This is a genomic window from Candidatus Protofrankia californiensis, assembly GCF_900634765.1.
In the GTDB taxonomy this organism is placed as follows: Bacteria; Actinomycetota; Actinomycetes; order Frankiales; family Frankiaceae; genus Protofrankia; species Protofrankia californiensis.
In genome coordinates this window covers 50,543-70,983 of the sequence record NZ_CAAAFT010000489.1, presented here as the reverse complement: position 1 = coordinate 70,983, position 20,441 = coordinate 50,543, and the positions used below count along the sequence as shown (strand labels likewise).

Here is a 20,441-nt window from a genome sequence, read left to right as displayed (position 1 = left end):
GCCGTACGGGTGTTCTGTTCGTCTGCCGCGCATTTCTCGATCGGACGGGCCGCGGCGGTGCTCGGTCTGGACCCCGACGCGGTGGTGCCGGTCGCAACCGACGGTACGCACCGGCTCGACCCGTCCAGTCTGGAGGTTGCGATCTCGCGCGCTCGGCGCAGCGCCGACCGCGCCGGTCGGAGGTTCGCTCCAGTGGTCGTTGCGACCGCCGGGACGACCGACATCGGCGCGTTCGATCCGCTGCGGGCGGTGACGGAGGTGGCCCGCGCGCACGGCGCCTGGGTGCATGTGGATGCGGCCTACGGCGGCGGGGCGCTGCTGTCGGACCGGCTCGCGCCCCTGCTCGACGGGATCGCCGAGGCGGACTCGGTTGCCCTCGACCTGCACAAGCTGGGCTGGCAGCCCATAGCGGCCGGGGTCCTGCTCACGCGCGACGCAGGCAGGTGGGCGACCCTGGAGCACGAGGTCGCCTACCTCAACGCGACCGACGATGCGCTGGCCGGCTATCCGAGCCTGCTCGGACGGTCGCTGCGCACGAGTCGGCGCGCCGACGCCTTCAAGATTGCCGTCACTTTCCGGGCATTGGGACGCCATGGGCTCGGCAGGCTCGTGGACGCCTGCCATGACCTGGCCTGCCACGCCGCCACGCGGATCAGCGCCCACCCACGCCTGGAACTGGCCGCACCGGTGACCCTGAGCACGGTTGTCTTCCGGTATCTGCCAGTTGCCACCGCCACCGGCACCACTGCCGGCACCGCCACCGGTACCGTCGACGTTGACGGGATCAACGCCCGGTTGCGGCGGCGGCTGCTGGAGTCCGGCCGGGCCGTCGTGGGACGTACCGAGTTCGGGCCGGACCGGTCGGTCCACCTCAAGCTGACGTTGCTCAACCCGGACGCTACCGCGAGTGACGTCGACGCCCTGCTGGGCGCCGTTGTCTGGGCCGGGGATGCCGAAGATCGGGGCTGATGTCACGGGCCGTCAGCGGTCTGGCACACGGCTGTCGTCATCGGCTGTCAGCAGTCGTGCGATGCTCCCGAAGCCGGGAGTAGTGGTCGTAACCCGGGGCCGGCATAGAGAGGTGGACCGTGGGTTTCCATTCGGTCGTGCATGGTGAGCGGTACGTGTTCGCGGATCTGGCGGAGCTGCTCGCCAAGGCGGGCGAGGAGAAGTCCGGTGATCGGATGGCGGGCCTCGCCGCGTACTCGACGGCCGAACGGGTAGCGGCCAGAAGCGCGCTCGCCGACGTCCGATTGTCGGAGATCGCCGCGACGCCGCTGATCGACGACGCCGTCACCGATCTGATTGTCAGCATCCACGACGTGGATTGTTTCAGTGCCATGTCGTCCCTGACCGTCGGCGAGTTCCGCGATCTGGTGCTGCGGACGGACTTTCCCGTGCGGTGGCATTCCGGCCTGGCCGGCGGAATAACGCCGGAGATGGCTGCGGCGGTCGCGAAAATCATGAGTGACAAGGAGCTGGTCACCGCCGCGAAACCGCTGCGGACGGTCACCCGTTGTCGAAGCACGATGGGTGAGACAGGCGTGTTCGGTGTTCATGTCCGCTCGAACCATCCGATGGACGACCTCGAAGGCATCCTGCTGCCGGCGTTGGACGGTCTGATGTCCGGATGCGGCGACGCCGTGATCGAGGTGAACGCGTCCATGGAGTCCGGTGCCCAGGTCGAGCGGACCCTACGTGGGCTCGGCTCGCTTGTCAGGCAGCTCGGCGTACCGACCCAGACTTGCGTTCTCGGGCACGTCGTCACCCAGCTCGCCGCGATGGAGGCGGGTGCTCCCCTCGACCTGCTGTTCGGGTGGATCGGGGGGACGGAGAGCGCGAACCGGGCGTTCGGGGTGAACTGGGATCTCCTGGACGCCGGCCGGCAGGCTGTTCTCGACCACCATCGTGACCGTGCCGGTGACTTCGTCGGTGACCAGGTGATGTACTTCGCGGTCGGGCAGGGCAGCGCGTTTTCGGTCGAGGCGCATCACGGTCTGGATCAGCTCACGATTTCCGCGCGGGCGTATGGTGTCGCCCGCGCCTTCGACCCCTTTCTGGTGAACTCCGTGGTCGGATTCGGTGGAGCGGACTATCTGTCCGATTCCCGACAGGTCATCCGGGCCGGGCTGGAGGATCACTTTGTCGGCAAGCTGCTCGGACTGCCGATGGGGTGTGACGTCTTCTATACCAGTCGTGTCGACAGCGGCCAGAACACCGGTGACGATCTGCTGATGCTGCTGGCTGCCGCCGGCTGTAACCACGTGGCTGGCGTGCCCTCCGGCCACACCGTCACCGGCCAGGTGACCAGCCAGCGGTCGACGGGTGTCGGTGACGCGATCGGAGTACGGGACCTTTTCGGGCTGCACCCGGCCCCGGAGTTCGCCACCTGGATGGCCGACCGTGGTCTGTTCAGCGGCCAGGGGCTGCCCGACCACGGCTCTCCTCGTGGCGCCGGCAGGCTCGGGCAGCCACCGGAGCGGTGGCTCGTCGATCCGGTCGGGCCTATGGCGGCATTCCTGGAGGACGGTCTCGACCGGGTAAGGTTGTCGTGAATCCGTCATGGTCCGGTGCTCTTGCGGGGTATTTCGGGTGGCTCGGGTACGGCGAAAGCTCGAAATGGGCCCACCGGCGCCGGCTGTGGCACGGTTCATAGCTTGTAATCGGTATGCGGTTAAGGGAAACAGGGCCGATTACTGCCGGTAGTTTCCGCACGTCGACCAACGACCGAGAGTAGTTTCGGCGATTTTTGCGTCGCGTTCGCCGGTGCTGAGACCCACCCGATACGTGCGCGTCACACCGGTGGCCGACCCAGGTCTCGATCGACTCCTGATACGTTCGCTCCACACCGACACAATTTGCGTTACCGGAGTGGATCCGGGGGGTCGTATTCCTAATTTGTTTCTCCGTCCTCATGTCGTGACCGAGCCGATGGACTGAAGTTCCGCGGACCCGGTCCGCCGCGTTCCTGTCCCCGCCCTTCGGGACGGTTTCCACGCGGGTCGAGCCCGCGTGGTCCACCTTCTTTCACGCAGGCGCTCACGGCAGATTCTCCCGTCCGGCGGAAAACCCGGGCGCGGGAGAAAAATAATCGCGCCGCCCTTAGGCCTCCGGTTTTCCGGGGATCTCCGGCCTGCCGGACCTGCCGGATCGGTTCCGCCGATCCGGCAGGAACCCCGAGCGCGAAAAGAGAATGATTGCGCACCCTTCGGCCGACTGGACAGCATCTGTCAGAAAGAGGCCGCACCAACAGTTCATATGTCGGACCGGGAACCCCGGTCACGGCAACTCGTGTACGCAGCGGCCGGCCGCGGCGGCCGCCGTCTGCGAACCAGGGGAGATCAGCGGATGAGTGTGCCTGACGAGCGTATATTCGACGCCTATCTGGCAGATCTGGTGCCGCGGCCGCGAGCTTCCTCGACGGTGCTTTCGACCACGCACACCACATCTTTTTCCGGTTACCGGCCGGACGAACAAGTAGTCGTGTCGGTGGTGGTACCGACCCGGAACGAGGCCGCAAATATCGAGCCGCTCCTGCGCCGCCTTGATTCCGCGCTGGCCGGTCTACCCAGTGAGGTCATCTTCGTGGATGACTCCGACGACGACACACCTGAGATCGTCATGGCGCTTCGTCATTCCGTTCGGATGCGGGTCCGGGTCCATCACCGGCCCGCGCCCTATCGGGCCGGTGGACTCGGGGGAGCCGTCACCGAAGGCATCCGGCTGTGCCGTGCCGACTATGCCGTCGTTCTCGACGGCGACCTCCAGCATCCGCCCGAGGTGGTTCCCGAGCTCCTTGCCGCGGCGGTCAGCGGTGATGTCGACGTCGTCATCGGCAGCCGGTACGTCACCGGGGGGAGCGCCTCGGGACTTGCCAACGGAGTCCGCCGGCTGGTGTCCTCCGGCGCGAACCTGCTGTCACGTCTTGCCTTCCCGTTGCGGCTGCGCGGTGTCTCGGACGTGATGAGCGGCTTCTTCCTCGTCCGGATTGCCGCGTTGGATCTGGATCGGCTCCGTCCGGACGGCTACAAGATCCTGCTTGAGCTGCTGGTACGAACCGGCCGGCTGCGCGTCGTCGAGGTCGGCTATGTCTTCGGTGAACGGCACGCCGGAGAGTCGAACGCGTCGGTGTCGGAGGGAGTCCGTTTCGCCCGGCGGCTGTTCTCGCTGCGGATGCCCAGGGCGGCGAGATTCGCCCTGGTAGGTGCCTCCGGGACATTGCCCAACATTTTCGGAACCGCGTTCCTGCACCATGCCGGCATGCATTACATGGCAGCCGCGGTGGTCGCCACCCAGCTCGCCATACTCTGGAACTTCATCGGCTGTGACCTGCTGGTCTGGGAACGCGGCAGCCAGTCCAGGATCCGTCGGTACCTGCCTTTCGCGCTGCTGAACAACCTCGACCTCGTCATCCGGCTCCCGCTGCTCGGACTGTTTGTCGACCGATGGCACACAAGCGTCCCGGCGGCCACGCTCGTGACCCTGACGATCGCCGTTTCCGTTCGTTACGTACTGGTCGACAGGATTATTTACAGCGAGTGTCGGCGGCCGGTGCGTAATCCTTTCCGATACAGCCGCGGGGCGGCTGCCGGAGCAGTGGGCGAGGTCGAAGCGTGACCGGGCCTGAAAGACGGCGTCGGCGGATCGGACGGCGTCGTGCGCTGGCCGGACTGCTTGCGATGGCGTCCATTCAGCTGGTCGCCGTCGTTCTCGTCGCTCCTGACCCGGCGAAGGCCGTCACCTGCGCGGCGGAGCAGTGGACCGGCGACTACTTCGCCAACACGACGCTGGCGGGGCCGGCGGCCGACTCACGCTGTGACGACGACATCAGATTCGACTGGGGGGAGACCGGCCCGGGGATCGGTGGAATCGGCGGGTCTGGATATTCCGTCCGTTGGTCCCGGAGCGTCCGTCTCGAATCCGGGGAATACTCGTTCAGCGCCACGGCTGACGACGGGGTCCGGATCTACCTCGACGACGCCCTCGTCATCGACGAATGGCGGGACCAGGGGCCGACCACCTTCACGGCGACCAGGACCGTCGTCGCCGCAACGCACAAGGTGACCGTCGAGTATTACCAGGGTGGTGGCGGCGGGCTGGTACGTGCCGGCTACACCGGTGGTGGAGATCCCGGAGAGATACCTCCGCCGCCACCAGGTGGCTGCACGGGCGACTGTCAGGGCTCCTGGGAGGTCCTGCCCTACCAGTCCCCGGTCCGGTCGGTGCACGCCACCGTGCTGCGCACGGGAAACGTGCTGCTCGTCGCCGGCTCCGGGAACAACGGAAACGCGGCGGCGAACAACGAGTTCGTCTCGAAGGTATGGAATCCGTCGACCGGTGAGTTCGCCGATGTTCCCACCCAGGAGGACCTCTTCTGCGCCGGGCATACCCAGCTCCCCGACGGACGGATTCTGCTCGCCGGTGGAACGCTCGAGTACCCGACGCCGACCAGTAATTACAAGGGTCTGGCGATCAGCTATGTCTTCGACCCGATGACGAACACCTACACCAAGACGAACGACACGCCGGGCGGTGGGCACTGGTACCCCTCCCTGGTGAATCTCGGAAACGGTTCGGTGTTTGCGACGGGGGGGCTCAACGAGAACGGCTCCGGAAACGTCGCCGTCGAGATGTTCGACGCCAAGAAGAACCAGTGGAAACCCTTCAACGAGGTACCGCAGACGTACTTCTACTGGGGTCTCTATCCGAATATGGTGCTGATGGCGGACGGCCGGCTCTTCTATGCCGGTACGCACACCTTCGGCAATGCGTTGCCGAACACGTCGGGGTCGGAGATCTACGATATCGCCACTGGAACGATCACCGATGTTCCGGGTCTGCGGGACATCGACTTCCGGGACCAGGGCGCCACGGTGCTGCTTCCACCGGCCCAGGCCCAGAAGGTGGCCGACTTCGGCGGTGGAAACACCTACAGCGACCTCGACCCGACCAATCACACGGACATCATCGACCTGCGCAAGGAGGATCCGCAGTGGACGGCCGGGCCGGACCTGCCGGCGGCCAAGATGTATGTCAGCGCCGTCATCCTGCCCGATGGAAAGGTGTTCGAGACCGGCGGCGCGAAGCACAACTACGCCGAGTACGCCGTACACGAGGCGTCGATGTACGACCCGGTCGCCAACACGTTCACGCCGATGCTGGCCGATCCGCTGGCCCGGATGTACCACTCGGAGTCCTTCCTCCTTCCGGACGGCCGGGTGGCGTCGATCGGGAACAACCCGGCGACCGGAGAATTTGACCTGGGAATCTCGGTCTACTCTCCCTGGTACATGTCGAGGCAGCGGCCGACCATTACCGCCGCCGCTGACCAGGTCGACCTCGGTTCGACGCAGAACCTGACCGTGAGCGGGAATATCGGCCGTGTCACGCTGATCCGCCCGGCGTCGGTCACCCATCAGTCGGACCCGAACCAGCGCAGTGTCGACCTGCCGATAACAGGCACCGGAACGAATATCAGTGTGGCGGTTCCGAGCAATCCGAACATCATTCCGGCCGGTTACTACATGATGTTCGTCCAGGATATGAACGGAGTGCCATCCGTGGCGAAGTGGGTGCATGTCGGATGACCCGACGGAGAATCCTTCTCAGCGCGGCGACGGCTGTATGCGTCACGGTGGGCCTGCTCGTCGGCCTTCGCGTGGCCGGCGTGTTCGGCCCACCGGCCGGTGACAGCGGTGATGTTCGGCCGGTCGCGGTCGAACACGCGCTCGGGCCCGGAAACCAGGATCTCAGTGGCAGGATCCAGCCGCACGGGAACGGTAGGCCATCGCCCGCGACATTGTGGGTGGACGGCTGCGACCACAACTACGCGGACGCCGGAGGCAACACGAACGTCTGTGTTCCGAAGGTCGCTCCCGGCGGTCGTCCGGTCGACTGTGACTTCCTGCGGAAGGCCGGATTCGGACCGCTCAAGGTAACGGGAACGGACAGCAAGCATCTTGCCGGCGCCGGCGGGAGCGCCCCTCGTGGTGCGACGGTCTGCGCCGATTAGATCTCGTGGGTTTCTCGGACCTGACGGACCTGACGGACCTGACGGATCAGTGAAGCCGATCCGCTGGGAACCCCGGACGCACAAAGGCCGTCGTCACGCCGTCCGCACGTCGGATGGCTCTCGGACACGGGCCCGGGTCCGTGGTCGTCAACACGCTTCTGCCGTTTCGATCCGGTCAGCCGTCAGAAAGGCCAAGAATATGCCCTGCGATTCACCGGTCGGGCCGACGCCGTGAGGCCGGCCCTCCGCAGGATTGCTGCCGTGGCATTGCTCTGCCTGGCCGGGTGTGCTGGCTGCGCCGCGGGCGAGCCGGCACACCCGGGCGCTGGTTCGTCCGTACGGCCGTCAGCGGGTACCGCAACAGCCACCAGCGGTTGGCACGGCACCGTCCCGAAGGTTTCCCGGCCGCGGCCGTCGTTCACGCTTGTGGACACCTCCGGGCGGAGTTTCGACTTTGCCAGGCAGACCGCCGGCCGCGCCACATTGCTTTTCTTCGGCTACACGAACTGCCCGGACGTCTGTCCGACGACCATGGCTGACATCGCCGCCGCCAGACAACTGGTGAGCACCGATGTCGGGTCGGCGCTCACGGTCGTCTTCGTGACCACGGACCCCGGGCGGGACACCGCCGGGGTGCTGCGGACCTGGCTCAACCAGTTCGACTCCTCGTTCGTCGGGCTTACCGGCTCGCCGGAACAAATTGACGCCGCGCAACAGGCCGTGGGCGTGCCGCTCGCGCAGGCGCAGCAGGCACCCGGCGGCCAGTACACCGTGGCACACGCGGCCCAGGTCGCCGCCTACGGTGTCGACGACATCCAACGTGTCCTGTACTTCGCCAGTTCCACGGTTGCCGACTATGCGGCCGACCTGCCGAGGCTGCTGGCCGCCTCGTGAGAACGCTCGTGAGAACGCCGGACCGCCCCGCGCGGTTTCGGGCCGTTGCCGTCCGGTTGACGCCGGCCGTTTGTACCGACCACTCAGGTAGGAATCAGTGAACCCCAACCAGGCGCTTGCCACGCCACCGTCGCTTCACGCTTTCCTGACGAGGATGCCAAGGCAGCTGCGTTTCACCGTCGGCGGTGGGATCAGCATTATCGCACGGGTCGTGCTGATGGCTTTCTTCGGCTACTTCTTCGGGACCTGGGGTCAGTCCGGATACGGATATTCGGTGGCCGCCGCGACGCTCCTGCTGTGGGGTCTGGACCGTGGCTTCACCTGGCATGGGCACGAAGGCAGCCGGGTCTGGCTCGCCCTTGTTCGTATCTCGACCGAATCGATGGGCTGGCTGCTGTTCGCCGCACTCACGAAGGCTGCGGTGAATCCCCCGGTCATGGGTCAGATCGGCCTGCGTAATCTGCTGGCCGCCCTGGCCTGCGCCGTCGTGGTGGTTTCCGCGCACCTGCTGTCGTGTTCCTGGTTCGTCTTCGGTGCCACCGTGACAACTCCGTCCGTTCGCATTCTGCGCGGCTGCCTTCTGCTGCCCGCCCTGCCGTTGCTCGTCGACATGACCCAGGCGCTGTATCGCAATCGCGGTGAGGTGGCGCTTGGAACGTGGACCGCGGTGTCGCTGGTGATGCTGTTGGTTGCCGGCCTGACGCTGGTACGGGCCCAGTACAGCTGGCAGGTGCCCGAACGGGTCGATCATGTGAACCTGGAGGATCAGGCGCCACCCAGGTACACCTTCTCGCTGATTGTGCCCGCGCGGCAGGAACCCGTTCTCGGGCGCACCCTGACCCAGGTGCTGGCAGGTGACTATCCGCTGAATCTCTTCGAGCTCGTCGTCGTCGTGTCGGACGACGAGCTCGACCGGGAGACCCGTGAGGTGGCGCAGGACTTCGCGGACCGATACCCCAATGTGAGGGTCGTGACGCCCCGGAGCGCAATGCGGAGCAAACCGCTTTCACTCGAGGACGCGCGAAAGTACTGCCACGGTGAGCTGATAGGAATTGTCGACGCGGAGTCCCTGATCGCGCGTGGTCTGCTCAGTTACGTCAACACACTGGCCGTGCATCACCCGGAAACCGGGATCTTCCAGGGCGGCGTCCAGCTGATGAACGTCCGCGGCTCCCACTGGCGGCGGCCGGAGTCGGGCGGACCGCTGCGTGCCCTGGCCGACTGGGCCAACAGCGGCACATCGTGGTGGCGGGCGCGTAACTGCCTGGAGTACTACATCTGGTTCATGTCGCGGCTGCGCTATCAGGCGATGGCGCGTTTCATCCCGCTCGGTGGCAACACCGTGTTCATCCGGCGCGAGATTCTCGACCGGCTGAGCGGCTGGGACGTCTCCTGCCTGACGGAGGACTGTGATCTCGGCGTGCGTGCCTCGGTGGAAGGCGTCGTCACCGCGGTTTTCTACCATCCCGAGCTGACCACCCGGGAGGAGACGCCGGAAAGCCTGGGAAAACTCGTGGTGCAGCGCACCCGCTGGATGATGGGCTTCATCCAGGTCTTCCGGAAGGGCGACTGGCGCCGGTTGCCGGGCCGGCGACAGCGAGCGCTCGCCGCCGAGATGCTGTTGATGCCGTTCTTCCAGGCCATGGCCGGCCTGATCCTGCCGGCCTCCGTACTGCTCGCCTTTTTCCTGAGCGGGTCGGTGGGTATTGTAATTATCTTCTGGTTGCCGCTCATTGCCATGCTGATGCTGACGCTCACCGAAGAGGCCGCCTTCCGGGAGTTTGCCGACGCGTACCGGATCAAGGTGACTCCGCTGGACAGCGCCCGGCTGATAGCGAGTGCGCCGGTCTACCAGCTCGTGTTGTCGCTGGCGGCACTGCGGGCCGTCGTGCGTCTGGTCCAGGGAAAACTCGAATGGGAAAAGACGACGCATGTCGGCGCCCACCACGTGGTGATACCGGGCCCGTCCGAGCTTGAGGGGGTCTCGTGACCGCGACCACGCTTCCGGTTCTCGACCGCGACACCGGCACCGAACCGGCTGACAGCCGCCGTGGCCGCCGATTCGGTGATTCCGTCGCGGACGCTCGGGGCCGGGCCATGGTCTGGCTGCTAGCGCACTGGCAGAGCATCGCAATCCTCGCCGTGATTCTCATCGTCTGTGGGCTCGTGCACGGCATCAACCAGGACGGCTGGCCGGGCCGTGTCAACGACGACGAGGGCACCTACACGGCGCAGGCATATGCCATGGAGTACTGGGGCCGGATCGCCCACTACACTTACTGGTACGACCATCCCTTCGGAGGATGGTTGCTCATCGCCGTCTACACGACGTTCACGCACGCGTTCGAGCGGGCTCCGACGGCGGTGGCCGCCGCCCGCGAATGCATGTTCGTCGTTCATCTGGTGAGCTGCGCACTGCTCTACCTGTTCGCCCGCCGGCTGGCGCTGCGACGGATTTTCTCGGCTCTCGCCGTCATGCTGTTCTCCCTGGCGCCGCTTGCGGTCTGGTACCAGCGGATGGCCTTCCTCGACAACATCGCCGTGATGTGGCTGCTGGCGGCGTTGGTCTGTGCGGCATCTCCCCGGCGCAGCGCCGGGTCGGCGATCTGGGCCGGCGTCTTCATGGCCTTCGCGTTCTGGTCGAAGGAGACGATCCTGATACTCCTGCCGGTCGTCTACCTCCTGCTCCGCCAGAACCGCGACGTGCGGAACTGGCGGTTCGTGCGTCACAATTTCCTCGGCTTTCTCACCGCGGTCTGCGGCCTCTACGTTCTCTACGCTGTGATCAAGAACGAGCTGTTCGAGGGCGCCGGCCACGTCTCGCTGATCGGCGCAACCAGATGGCAGCTGTTCAACCGACCGGCGAGCGGAAGCCTGCTGGACGCGGGCAGCAGCACGCGCAGCATGGCCAACCTGTGGCTGCACATCGATCCCTATCTGGTGTGTGCGGGTGTTGTCGCCGCGGTCCCGGCGCTTTTCGTCAAGCGCCTGCGGATGGTCGCGGTACTGCTGCTGATCCAGCTTGCCGTCATGTTCCGGAACGGATACATGCCATATGCGTACGTGACGGCGATGCTGCCGTTCGCGGCGCTGTGCGTGGCAGGCATGCTCGACGTGATGCTTCCGTACCGGCCACCCGCCGCCGGTACCGCTCACGGCCTGCCCGACGGCCTGCCCCGCACCCTGCCCAACAGCTTGCCCAACGACTTGCCGCGTGACGCGGCGTCCACCGGCGAACCGCAGCCGTCCCCGGTCCCGAGTCAACCCGCCGTGCTCGGTACGTGGATGCGTCTCGTGGCCGTGGCCAGCATCGTGACGGCGGGGCTGTTGACGCTCCCGGGCCAGTGGGCGCCGAAGCTGAGTACGGCACTGACGGCCGACGACAGCAGGCCGAGTAGGGACGCGGCACGCTGGTATATCGAGAATGTTCCGGACGGCCACACCGTCGTCACCGACGACAACATATGGACGGATCTCGAGCTGGCCGGCAAGAAGCCCGAGCCGATCTGGTTCTACAAGCTGGACCTCGACCCGGCCGTCCGAGGAAAGCTGAAGAACGGTTGGCAGGACATCGACTACTTCATTCTCGGTGAGCTGACACCGACCACCTTGAACGACCTGCCACTGGTTGCCGAGGGACTGCGGCACTCGGTCGTCGTGAAGTCCTTCGGGGACAACGGGCAGATCACGATCCGTAAAGTGATCAAATCTGACTGCCCGGCCGACATCGCGTCCACGCCGGGCTGCTGAAATCCCGGGCGCCGGTCCGAACCGGCGCCCGGCTCGACATACCCATTTCTTCTCGAGGAGATCACCTATGTCGACGGCTGGAACCACCGCGCGTAGACATTACGAAGTCCGCTGAGAGAGCACCCCTGAGAAGCTGGGCCTCTGGCAGCGCGAGAAAAAGCGTCATCGCGCTCCCCTGGCCCTCCAGGATCTTCTATCTGCGTGTCCTACAGCACCTCCGGCGCCTCTGGATCAAAGCTTGGAGCAGCGTCCCGTCGGTTTCTTCACTGTTCGCGGCTGGATGGCGAACTCGACACGATGGGGCCGGTGACGGCAATATCTCGACCGATCCGCGTGCCCAGTTCCCTGAGGAATTCCGTGGCCTGACTTTCGAACAGGGAGCGTTCTGTTGCGAGGTCGTTGCCGATGCCTTCGCCGGCCGCGAAGCCAACTCGTCGCAGATGCCTCTTGCCATCCTCCTGCGTCACCGTCAGCTCGATCCCGCCGGCCGCCCGGACGTAAAGCACGTCATCGGCGAGGAAGGTGTCCTCGGTAGCACGGAACACGAGATTCGCGAACACCGAGGTGGCTTTCGGCGCTGACTCCTCCAGCCATTTCTCTGCCTCGGAGCGGTCCAGGGCCGTCTCGCGCCAGAAGGCGTCCTCGTCCAGGGGAAGCTCAGCGAGACGTCCTATTACGAATTCCCTGTCGAGAAATGCGAGAAGATTCCCCACCCGAGGCCCCGAAGCCCTCCCGAAAAACACCGTATAGACCGCTTCGAACGCATCGCGCTGCTTGAGCGGCGTCATGCGAGCCGCGTCGAAGAGAGTGGCCTGAATAATGTCCGGCTCCCACGGGCTCGACTGCAGGCTCTGCCCGACGTGATGCAGGAAGGCAATCTGCGTTGGGCGGAGGAGACCCGCCTCCGGAGGAAGGGCCGTCTTGAGCTCCAGATGTTCCTCCGGCGCCGCGAAGTGCTCAAGCCAGTACCGTGCGCTCTCCACGCGGCGAGTCAGATGTTCGAGTTCCCGGGGGTCGAGGGGTCTTCCCTTAAGTCTTTCCACCTGCTGTTCGACACTTATGTGGGGAAGCTGCACCAGGCTCGCGACAAGATCGAATGGGGGAGCGTAGTAGTCGGGATCCCCGTCGAGTGCCGACAGCCGATAAAGCGCACCGTCGATTTCACCCGCCGTGGTCCGCGCGCGCACCCGATCGAAGTCGCTGTAGAGCCGGGTGATCCTCTCCGCGTCAGGATGGAAATCTACCGTCTTGTTGGGCTGCGTGCGCACCATCAGAAAACGCAGGAGCTCCGGCGGGAGGAGGTTTGCCATTCCTCGGGCGGAGACGCCGACCCCGCGCGAAGAACTCATCTTCGCGCCACCCACCAGGAAGAACTCGTAAGGAATGTTGAGGGGCGGTACATCGCCGAAGATTTCCTGCAGGCATCGCGTGGCCACGTTACGAGATCCACCGGGGGCATTATGATCCTTGCCCGCCCCCTCGATGGTCACCGGGAAGTTATGCCACTTGGCAACCCATTCAAGCTTCCAGGACAGCTTGCCGTTACCCCCGAAAGGTGAAACGCGGCCGCTGTTACCACAGCCCTGCGCCCACTTGACCAGTGCTGGCTCGCAGCGGTACGACACGGTCTCGCCGTCATAGGCGTGCACACGGGTTGTGCCCACTCTGCCGCAGCGCTCGCATATTACCTGGAAAGGGAACCAGTCATCGGGCCGGCGGGTGTTGGCCACCTCCCGGTCGATGCGCCGGACTTTGTCCGCGTTACGCAGGATGACGTCGATCTCTGCGTCGAACGACCCATTGCGGTAAATATCACGCATACGGTACGTGGTCGCATTGATCTGAAGTTCCCGAAAGACGTCGAAGAAATCCCGGATGTAGTGTTCGGCCAGGCTGTCGGCGTCCGAGCCGGGCGGTGGCGGAACATTACAGAGCGGAACTCCCAGGTACTGCCTGAACTGCTCGCCGCCGACAGCGGGAAGCTCGTCCAGCGGATCGTAGTCGTCGACCCCGAACAGGTAGCGGACCGGCACATCGCGCTGCAGCAGGCTGCGGTACACGGCATCGTGGATGAGCGCACCGCGCAACGCGCCGACGTGCACCGGCCCGGAGGGGGTCTTGGAGTCGTTGACAACCTGTGGGCCGGTCACCTCCTGGGCCAGCCGGTCGCTCCACAACATGTGCTGGTGTTCTCCTCCCCGCCGTCTCGGTCCGAATCCCGTGGTCACGAACCTGGTTCGAACCTAGATAAGGACCTTGTCGATCGTAGCGCACCGTTCGCGGCACATAGCGAACGATCAAAAGGGCGGTTAGCCGGCAGCCCCTGGCAAGGTCAGGGCCTGGCTGTCTGGCGTGGCCCCTCGATGACCGGACTACTGCTGCGATCTGTCTCACTGCGTCGATCCGGCGCAGACTGCCGACGCAGGCGTGGTAGAGCTGCTCGAGCCAGGCCCACTCAAGCAGCTCCCGCTCGCACACACCGCACAGATCTGGTCATCGGCGTCGCCGTGTGGATGGACGTGAGGCGTTAGCGGGCGATTGTTGCGAAGCGGTAGTCCCAGGTCTGCCTACTGACGAGGTGAAGAGCGTTTGTGAAGAGCGCGTAGAGGTTCGGACGCCGGATCGTGCCCGGTGAAATCAGTCGGAGCCACCCCGACCGCGGATCGATTTCGCGATCGCGAGCATACGCGACCGACCAGTTCCGCTCAGGCCGAAGCCGAGACCGTGGCGGTAGATCTCCGGGATCCAGTACTGGTCGTCATCGCGGAACAGGACGCCGTTGGCTTCCAGTAGCCTGGCATCGGAGGGGCTCACCTTCACGGTCTCGAGTGTGAAAGGTATCTTGCGGGAATCTCTGGGTAGCCTTTGCAGATCTTGGAAGAGTGTTCCGACCGGAGGATTCTCCTGGGAGATGTCCGCGATCTTGTCGCGACTGCACTCCGGCAGGGCCTGGCGCATCGCGGTCGGTATGAGAAGCCGGTCCCGCCACCGTGCGACATTCTTGTCTGCTGCGGAGTATTCAGCTGCAACGGACAGGAATGAGACGATGTCCCGGGCCTGAATCTGTAGGTTGAAATCCGACAGAGCGGCGAAGAACCATGCCTCCGAGCGTGCTTCCCGTGAGTTCGGCAAACCGAGCTTTTGCCCCCACACGTCGAAGAGCAGTTTGATCAGAAAATCTTCGGACGCGTTCCGGATCGCGACTTCTCGCGACGACCGCAGGACATCGGCTTGTTCGCAGACCCAGGCGACCAGTCGCAGAGCCTCGGTCCTGTTCCAGCGCAGCTCATACGCTTGATGGCGAGCGAAGAACTGGTTGGTGTTCTGCTGGATGGCGTTGAGCACGAGGTCACGCCGGACGAACACCACGAGGCCGAGCGGGCGGCCACGCAGTGACCGCAGCCACTCGGTGCAGCCGGTCAGCAGGGCTCGCAGCGCTCGCTGCTGTCGGTGATTGCTGCTGAACTCCTGGAAAAGGTCTTCGAGGCCATCGAGAACAAATATGGCCTGGTGTTGACGAGCCAGCGCCGTCAACTTCTCCTCGGCGTTGTCCGGCGTGGCTTGCAGGCCGATCGCCCGGGCGAGAAGCGTTAGCCAGACCCTGCGCCACGCCACGCCACGTCGCCCAGATCCAGGTCGAGTGAGTCGGATATCAGGTCCCTCAGTTCGTTCCAGGGAGGAGGTTCGGAATCGGTCAACCGTTCGGCGGAGCGTTTTCGAACCTCGAGAATCGTCTCCTGAACGGAATTTTTGAGATATTTCGAGGCGAGAACTGGAACGAGGTTTGCCGTCAGCTCGACGCCGCCGACACCGACCGCCTCGGCGAACTCGGACCAGGTGGTCCAACGGCACATGCGCAAATATGTGAACGTCTTCCCGGAACCTTTCGCGCCAACCACGACCTCGATCGGCGCCTCGGTGCGGTGTGCTGAGACCAGATTCGTCAGCGGTTCGGTCGGAAGTAGATCGTCTTCGTCTGTGGCGCTTTCGGCATACTTCAGTTGACGGGCTCGTTCGTGGAGGCGCCTGCGTGCCGCGGGTAGGTCGATCTTGGTTTCTTCGGCTGCATCCACCTGCTGCCTGGTCGGTATGGGCTGAAGAATCTCGGCAAGGGTCGCGATGCGGGTACGGATATCCACCCGGTCGATCAGTGTGCTCACGTCGTTCCAGCTCGCTGGCAGTGCCAGAAGCTGTGGGACGAACGGGCTGAGAACCGGTTCGGTTGCGATGGCCCGGTCGATCAGTCCCGTATCACCCGCGAGTTCGTCCTCGGGGCTGGCGGCCGGCGGAGCGGGCTCCTCCGGACTTCTGGTGAGAGCGTCTACTGCGGCGGCCAGCTGTGATCCGTGCTCGTTGTCATCGAACTGTGTGATGACAACGCGGTATTGCGGATCGGAAGGTCGCCGGGAGGGAGCCCGACGGGCGATCTCCTGAAGGATGTGTTCGGTTCCCCGAAGGGACTGATCGCTCATTGTCGTGACAAACACACGCAGGACTCTTGGGTCCAGCAGGATGGGCGAGTTCAGTTCGCTCACGCCGGCCCGCAGGTCGAGCAGGACCGTGTCCGTCCCGACCGCATGGGCGAGCTCGGAGAGGGATTCGGTCAGAAAGTACGGGGGCCGGTCGTGGGTCAGCAGGTCGACGGGCTCGATCCTCGACGGGCCGAGTCGGGTCGGGTCCCGTCGCGCGGGAAGCACGATCACGTTGTCCAGTTGCTGGTTCAGCAGGAACCGTCGGCCTATCGCGATGACCTCGTCTCGGTCCGAGGTGGACGAGCCGTGGAGAAGCGCGAGAAAGTCCTCCAGGGCGAAGTCCATCCGCTGGCCCTGGGCGGCGAGCATCCAGGTGATCCCTGGAGCCTCCAGATCGGCGTCGACGAGCAGGACGGAATTCCGTCCCGTCCCGGCCGGCCGGCCAGCTCACGTGCCAACGCCACGCAGTGGAGAGTTCGACCGACACCGCCCTTGAACGAATGGAAGGCACAGATCTGGACGTCATGCGGAAAGGCAGCCTTGTCCGGTGCGGGAATACCCTCGGCGAGCTGACGGACGATCCGGCGCTCATGCCAACGTGGCCGGCGCTCGACCTTTTCCACCTGTGGTGCGGGCCGCAACCGGACGGGCAACGGCCGACCGCTGCCGTTGGCGGACTCGAGCAGCACATCCTCGCGGTCGGCATCGACGGTAAGTGGTCCGAGTCGTTCGGTGAGCCAGGCCCAGACCTCGGGCGGGCGTACATCTTCGGTGATCGTGAGTTCGACACCGTCCCAGAAGGCGTCGATCTCCAGCAGCCAGGCCGGCCACGCCCCGCGGGTGGCCAACGAGGTGAAGTACTCGTCCACGTCCACCCAGGTGTAAAGGTGTTCGGGGGCTGGCGAAATGTCGTCCGAGCTCATCTCCGATGCTCCTTACGGCACCAGTCGCTCAACATGTCGAGCGCACTGACGGCGCGCTTCTCGTCGCTCTCCTCCAGCGGCGCGCCATAACGCCATGCCTGGTGCAGTTCATGATGCTCGACCGGGTCCTGCTGGCTCTGCTGCCGTCTTTGCTGCCGCCGGCATGTGGACAGCCCGGCCAGATCTGCGTGGCCGAGCCGCAGTTCTTTGACGAGGCGCCGCAGGTCGTGACTGCGTAGCTCTTGCGGCAGGGACTCGGTGCCCCGTGCGTTCATACCTTGCTTGCCGAGGTAGGCAGCCTTCAGGCCGTATTCGACGCTGTAAAACTGCAGCAGCCGTCCACCCGGGCCGGCTGACTGGCTGACTGCGTCGCGCAGCGACGCATAGGAACGCACAAGGTCCGACACGGACACGGACACGGACACGTCCACTGCCATGTCGTAAGTCTACGGTCGCTCGGTCGCGTGACCGCGCCTGCCATCTCCCCGGCACATCGATGTCGATGGACCGCGTAGTACAGGAGTTACCCATGAGCGTGTGATATCTGCCCCTCCCGGAGCTCGCTCAAGACGGCGTCGAGCAGAGCCGTCTTCGAATCCGATGTGATCACCGGGCGGCAGCCGCCGACCGAGAGCCTGGTGGCGGATCTGGAGCGTCTTCCTGTCAGGTGTTTTTCTCGAAGACGAGGCGTAGGCCGATGAGGGTCAGATGCGGTTCGTGGTGCTGGAGCGTCTCGCTCTCGCGGATGACAAGGGAGGCGAGCCCACCGGTGGCGATGACCACGGGATCGGCGTCCAGCTCGTTGGTGATGCGGCGCACCAGGCCGTCCACCTGGCCCACCACTCCGTAGATCATGCCGGACTGGAGGCACTCGACCGTGTTTTTCCCGATCACCGATCGCGGCGGTATGAGCTCGACATTGCGCAGCTGCGCCGCCCTTGAGGCGAGCGCGTCCAGGGCGATCTCGATACCCGGAGCGAACGCGCCACCGAGAAACTCGCCCCGGCCGGAGACCACGTCCAGGTTCGTGGACGTCCCGAAGTCGACGATTATCGCCGGGCCGCCGTAGAGGTGATGGGCGGCCAGCGCATTCACGATCCGATCCGCCCCGGCCTCCTTGGGATTGTCGATGAGAATCGGCACCCCTGTTCTCGTGCCCGGTTCCACGACGACCGCGGGCAGCTCGTGGAATGCCCGCACCACCATGCGCCGGATCTCCCGCAGGGCCGCCGGCACGGTCGAGCAGACCGAGATGCCATCGACGTCGTAGTCCATGAGCAGGCCACGGAACAGCAGCGACAGTTCGTCCGCGGTCGAGTGCGGGTTGGTGCGTACCCGCCAGGAATCCGCGAGGCGGTCGCCGTCGAAGACGCCCAGGACGGTGTTGGTGTTGCCGATGTCGATCGTGAGCAGCATCAGGCCGTCCCCGATCCGGTGCCCAAGCCGAGATCGGCGCTCGGCCCGAGATCGGCGCTCGGCCCGAGATCGGCGTCCGAGCCGGGAGCCGGGTCCGATTCCAAATTCAGGTTCAAATCGAGGTCCAGACCCAGGTCCAGCGCGGGTGCCGAGTGGGTCAGCGCCCCGATCGCCAGATAGTCGACGCCGGTTTCGGCCACGCGGCGGGCGACGTCGAGGGTCAGCCCTCCGCTGGCCTCCAGCTCGACCCCGTTCGGACGGGCGATCGCGACCGATTCGCGCAGCTCGTCCAGGCTCATGTTGTCGCAGAGGATCAGGTCCGCGCCGGCCGTCACGGCCTCGGCGACCTGAGCCACCGTGTCGCACTCGACTTCGACCGGCAGGCCCGGGAACCTCGCCCGCACCGCAGCGAACGCCGCCGCCACCCCACCCGCGGCGACCACGTGGTTGTCCTTCACCAGGGCCGCGTCCGCCAGCGACATCCGGTGGTTGCGCCCGCCTCCGCAGCGCACCGCGTACTTCTCCAACGCGCGCAGTCCCGGAAGGGTCTTGCGGGTGTCACGGATCGACACCCCGGTGCCGTCCACCGCGTCCACCCACCGCCGGGTTGCCGTCGCCACCCCGGACAGGTGGCACAGCAGGTTCAGCGCCGTGCGTTCCGCGGTGAGCAGCGCGCGAACCGGGCCCGCGACGGTCAGCACAGCGTCCCCGGGGCTCACCCGGTCGCCGTCCGAAGCGATGATCTCGATGTCCAGTCCACCTGTCCAGCCACTCTCCGCCTTCGTGTGTTCGTCGGCGGTCTCACCTGTCCGGTGGACATCCGGCAGATCCTGCCTCGGGTGGATGTCCGGAGAGTCGTGCCGCCCCGTGTACCGCTCGGCCAGGACCACCTCGAAGACGGCCGCGGCTACCGGTAGGCCGGCGACGACTCCCCGTGCCCGTGCGACGATTACTCCCCGGCCGTGTAGCCCGGGTGCCACGGTCGCGACCGACGTCGTGTCGACCGCGCCCCGCCTGCGGACTCCGGGGTCCACCGGACCCGCTGCGCTGACTCCGCGTTCCACCGGAGCACCTGTGTCCACCGGATCGCCCGTGTCCGCTCCGGAGTCCGCCGGGCCTTCGGGCAGATCCTCGGCGACGGCTCTGCGGACGAGCTCGACGAGCGTGTCCGGATCGAGTCCGGCGGACACCAGCGCGCCGCGGGTCCCTGATGACAGCGGTGACAGGGAGGAAGGAGCCAGGAAGGGCAAGGAAGAGGAAGAAGACGGACGATAACGCGCTGCGCTCGGTGAACTCGTCGAGCGCGGCAGGGACGGCAGTGGCATCAGGCCGCGTCCGAGGCGTGCCTGGCGGCTCCCGCACGGCCCGACAGAGGTGGACCGTCCGCGGCGTCCAACGGCTCATATGTCACCGACAGCTCACCTTCCGCGTCCAGTCGGGTGAGAATATGGCCACGCCACCTTGCGTCGTCGGTGGTACCGAAATCTTCCCGCCAGTGCGAGCCGCGTGTTTCCTGGCGCATTGCGGCAGCGGCGACCAGCGCCGTGGCGACGGTCCGCAGGTTGGTCATCTCCCAGGCGTCCGGGCCGGCGGTGACCGTACCGCCGATCCGTAGGTCCCCGAGCGCGGCCAGCGCCTTCGTGGTTGCCCGCAGGCTCTGTGCGCTGCGCAGCACCCCGGCGCCGTCGGCCATGGCGCGGGCCAGGTCGGCGCGGGCCGCCGGGTCGGCGAGCCCCGCCGAGCCGCGTCCCACCAGCGGGTTCGCGGGCTTCGTCGGGGTGGGCAGCCCCCGGGCGAGGTCGGTACCGATGCGGGCGGCGAAGACCAGCCCCTCCAGCAGGCTGTTGGACGCCAGCCGATTCGCTCCGTGCACACCCGTGCACGCGACTTCGCCGCACGCGTACAGACCGGGGACGCTGGTACGCCCCCAGATGTCGGTGCGCACACCGCCGCTGGCGTAGTGCGCCGCCGGGG

Annotated in this window: 16 protein-coding genes; 8 read left to right on the top strand and 8 right to left on the bottom strand. The window is 65.8% G+C overall.

Going from position 1 to position 20,441, the window contains the following annotated elements:
• The 8 genes from DD1DGNOD_RS30330 to DD1DGNOD_RS25510 form a co-directional block, all read left to right on the top strand.
• On the top strand, positions 1-969 hold a 969-nt coding region (locus DD1DGNOD_RS30330), incomplete at its 5' end, for a pyridoxal phosphate-dependent decarboxylase family protein (protein ID WP_241255985.1).
• Positions 970-1,088: 119 nt separating this feature from the next.
• Positions 1,089-2,555 (top strand): ethanolamine ammonia-lyase subunit EutB, encoded by a 1,467-nt coding sequence (gene eutB, locus DD1DGNOD_RS25540; RefSeq protein WP_131771185.1) that lies wholly within the window; start codon positions 1,089-1,091, stop codon positions 2,553-2,555.
• A gap of 793 nt (positions 2,556-3,348) precedes the next feature.
• Complete coding sequence (locus DD1DGNOD_RS25535; RefSeq protein WP_131768873.1) at positions 3,349-4,617, top strand: glycosyltransferase; 1,269 nt, start codon at positions 3,349-3,351, stop codon at positions 4,615-4,617.
• Complete coding sequence (locus tag DD1DGNOD_RS25530; protein WP_241255984.1) at positions 4,614-6,587, top strand: galactose oxidase-like domain-containing protein; 1,974 nt, start codon at positions 4,614-4,616, stop codon at positions 6,585-6,587. Before DD1DGNOD_RS25535 ends, DD1DGNOD_RS25530 begins: the two co-directional genes overlap by 4 nt.
• Positions 6,584-7,012, top strand: a complete 429-nt coding sequence (locus DD1DGNOD_RS25525; RefSeq protein WP_131768872.1) for a hypothetical protein — start codon at positions 6,584-6,586, stop codon at positions 7,010-7,012. The genes DD1DGNOD_RS25530 and DD1DGNOD_RS25525 overlap by 4 nt, the downstream gene beginning before the upstream one ends.
• 261 nt (positions 7,013-7,273) lie before the next feature.
• On the top strand, positions 7,274-7,906 hold the full coding sequence (locus DD1DGNOD_RS25520) for an SCO family protein (protein ID WP_241255983.1): 633 nt from the start codon (positions 7,274-7,276) through the stop codon (positions 7,904-7,906).
• Between the two features lie 97 nt (positions 7,907-8,003).
• Positions 8,004-9,896 (top strand): glycosyltransferase, encoded by a 1,893-nt coding sequence (locus DD1DGNOD_RS25515; RefSeq protein WP_241255982.1) that lies wholly within the window; start codon positions 8,004-8,006, stop codon positions 9,894-9,896.
• Positions 9,893-11,656 carry a 4-amino-4-deoxy-L-arabinose transferase gene (locus tag DD1DGNOD_RS25510; RefSeq protein WP_131771183.1) on the top strand — a complete coding sequence of 588 codons (1,764 nt, stop codon included), beginning with the start codon at positions 9,893-9,895 and terminating at the stop codon, positions 11,654-11,656. The genes DD1DGNOD_RS25515 and DD1DGNOD_RS25510 overlap by 4 nt, the downstream gene beginning before the upstream one ends.
• A 263-nt stretch (positions 11,657-11,919) precedes the next feature.
• On the opposite strand, the gene lysS is transcribed toward DD1DGNOD_RS25510, so the two are convergent.
• From lysS to DD1DGNOD_RS30325, 8 genes are all read right to left on the bottom strand, one after another.
• Complete coding sequence (gene lysS / locus DD1DGNOD_RS25505; protein ID WP_131768871.1) at positions 11,920-13,836, bottom strand: lysine--tRNA ligase; 1,917 nt, start codon at positions 13,834-13,836, stop codon at positions 11,920-11,922.
• A gap of 457 nt (positions 13,837-14,293) precedes the next feature.
• On the bottom strand, positions 14,294-15,271 hold the full coding sequence (locus DD1DGNOD_RS25500; protein ID WP_131771182.1) for a hypothetical protein: 978 nt from the start codon (positions 15,269-15,271) through the stop codon (positions 14,294-14,296).
• Positions 15,247-16,497, bottom strand: coding sequence for a hypothetical protein (locus tag DD1DGNOD_RS25495; protein WP_131768869.1), 1,251 nt, complete (start codon positions 16,495-16,497; stop codon positions 15,247-15,249). Before DD1DGNOD_RS25495 ends, DD1DGNOD_RS25500 begins: the two co-directional genes overlap by 25 nt.
• The gene (locus DD1DGNOD_RS25490) at positions 16,395-17,051 is read right to left on the bottom strand and encodes a hypothetical protein (protein ID WP_131768868.1); all 657 of its coding nucleotides are present in this window, start codon (positions 17,049-17,051) and stop codon (positions 16,395-16,397) included. The genes DD1DGNOD_RS25495 and DD1DGNOD_RS25490 overlap by 103 nt, the downstream gene beginning before the upstream one ends.
• The gene (locus DD1DGNOD_RS25485; RefSeq protein WP_131771181.1) at positions 17,048-17,470 is read right to left on the bottom strand and encodes a hypothetical protein; all 423 of its coding nucleotides are present in this window, start codon (positions 17,468-17,470) and stop codon (positions 17,048-17,050) included. The genes DD1DGNOD_RS25490 and DD1DGNOD_RS25485 overlap by 4 nt, the downstream gene beginning before the upstream one ends.
• Before the next feature lie 244 nt (positions 17,471-17,714).
• Positions 17,715-18,467 (bottom strand): type III pantothenate kinase, encoded by a 753-nt coding sequence (locus tag DD1DGNOD_RS25480; RefSeq protein ID WP_131768866.1) that lies wholly within the window; start codon positions 18,465-18,467, stop codon positions 17,715-17,717.
• Entirely contained in the window at positions 18,467-19,657 is a 1,191-nt protein-coding gene (nadC, locus tag DD1DGNOD_RS25475; RefSeq protein WP_131771180.1) for a carboxylating nicotinate-nucleotide diphosphorylase, read from the bottom strand. The genes DD1DGNOD_RS25480 and nadC overlap by 1 nt, the downstream gene beginning before the upstream one ends.
• Before the next feature lie 134 nt (positions 19,658-19,791).
• Positions 19,792-20,441 (bottom strand): FAD-binding protein (locus DD1DGNOD_RS30325; protein ID WP_241255980.1); only part of this gene is annotated, 650 nt, incomplete at its 5' end.

Excerpts from the sequence above, each read along its gene's own strand:
- DD1DGNOD_RS25490 (WP_131768868.1), bottom strand. The coding sequence starts at position 17,051 with ATGAGCTCGGACGACATTTCGCCAGCCCCCGAACACCTTTACACCTGG.
- DD1DGNOD_RS25535 (WP_131768873.1), top strand. The coding sequence starts at position 3,349 with ATGAGTGTGCCTGACGAGCGTATATTCGACGCCTATCTGGCAGATCTG.
- DD1DGNOD_RS25480 (WP_131768866.1), bottom strand. The coding sequence starts at position 18,467 with ATGCTGCTCACGATCGACATCGGCAACACCAACACCGTCCTGGGCGTC.
- DD1DGNOD_RS25525 (WP_131768872.1), top strand. The coding sequence starts at position 6,584 with ATGACCCGACGGAGAATCCTTCTCAGCGCGGCGACGGCTGTATGCGTC.
- DD1DGNOD_RS25495 (WP_131768869.1), bottom strand. The coding sequence starts at position 16,497 with ATGCTCGCCGCCCAGGGCCAGCGGATGGACTTCGCCCTGGAGGACTTT.
- lysS (WP_131768871.1), bottom strand. The coding sequence starts at position 13,836 with ATGTTGTGGAGCGACCGGCTGGCCCAGGAGGTGACCGGCCCACAGGTT.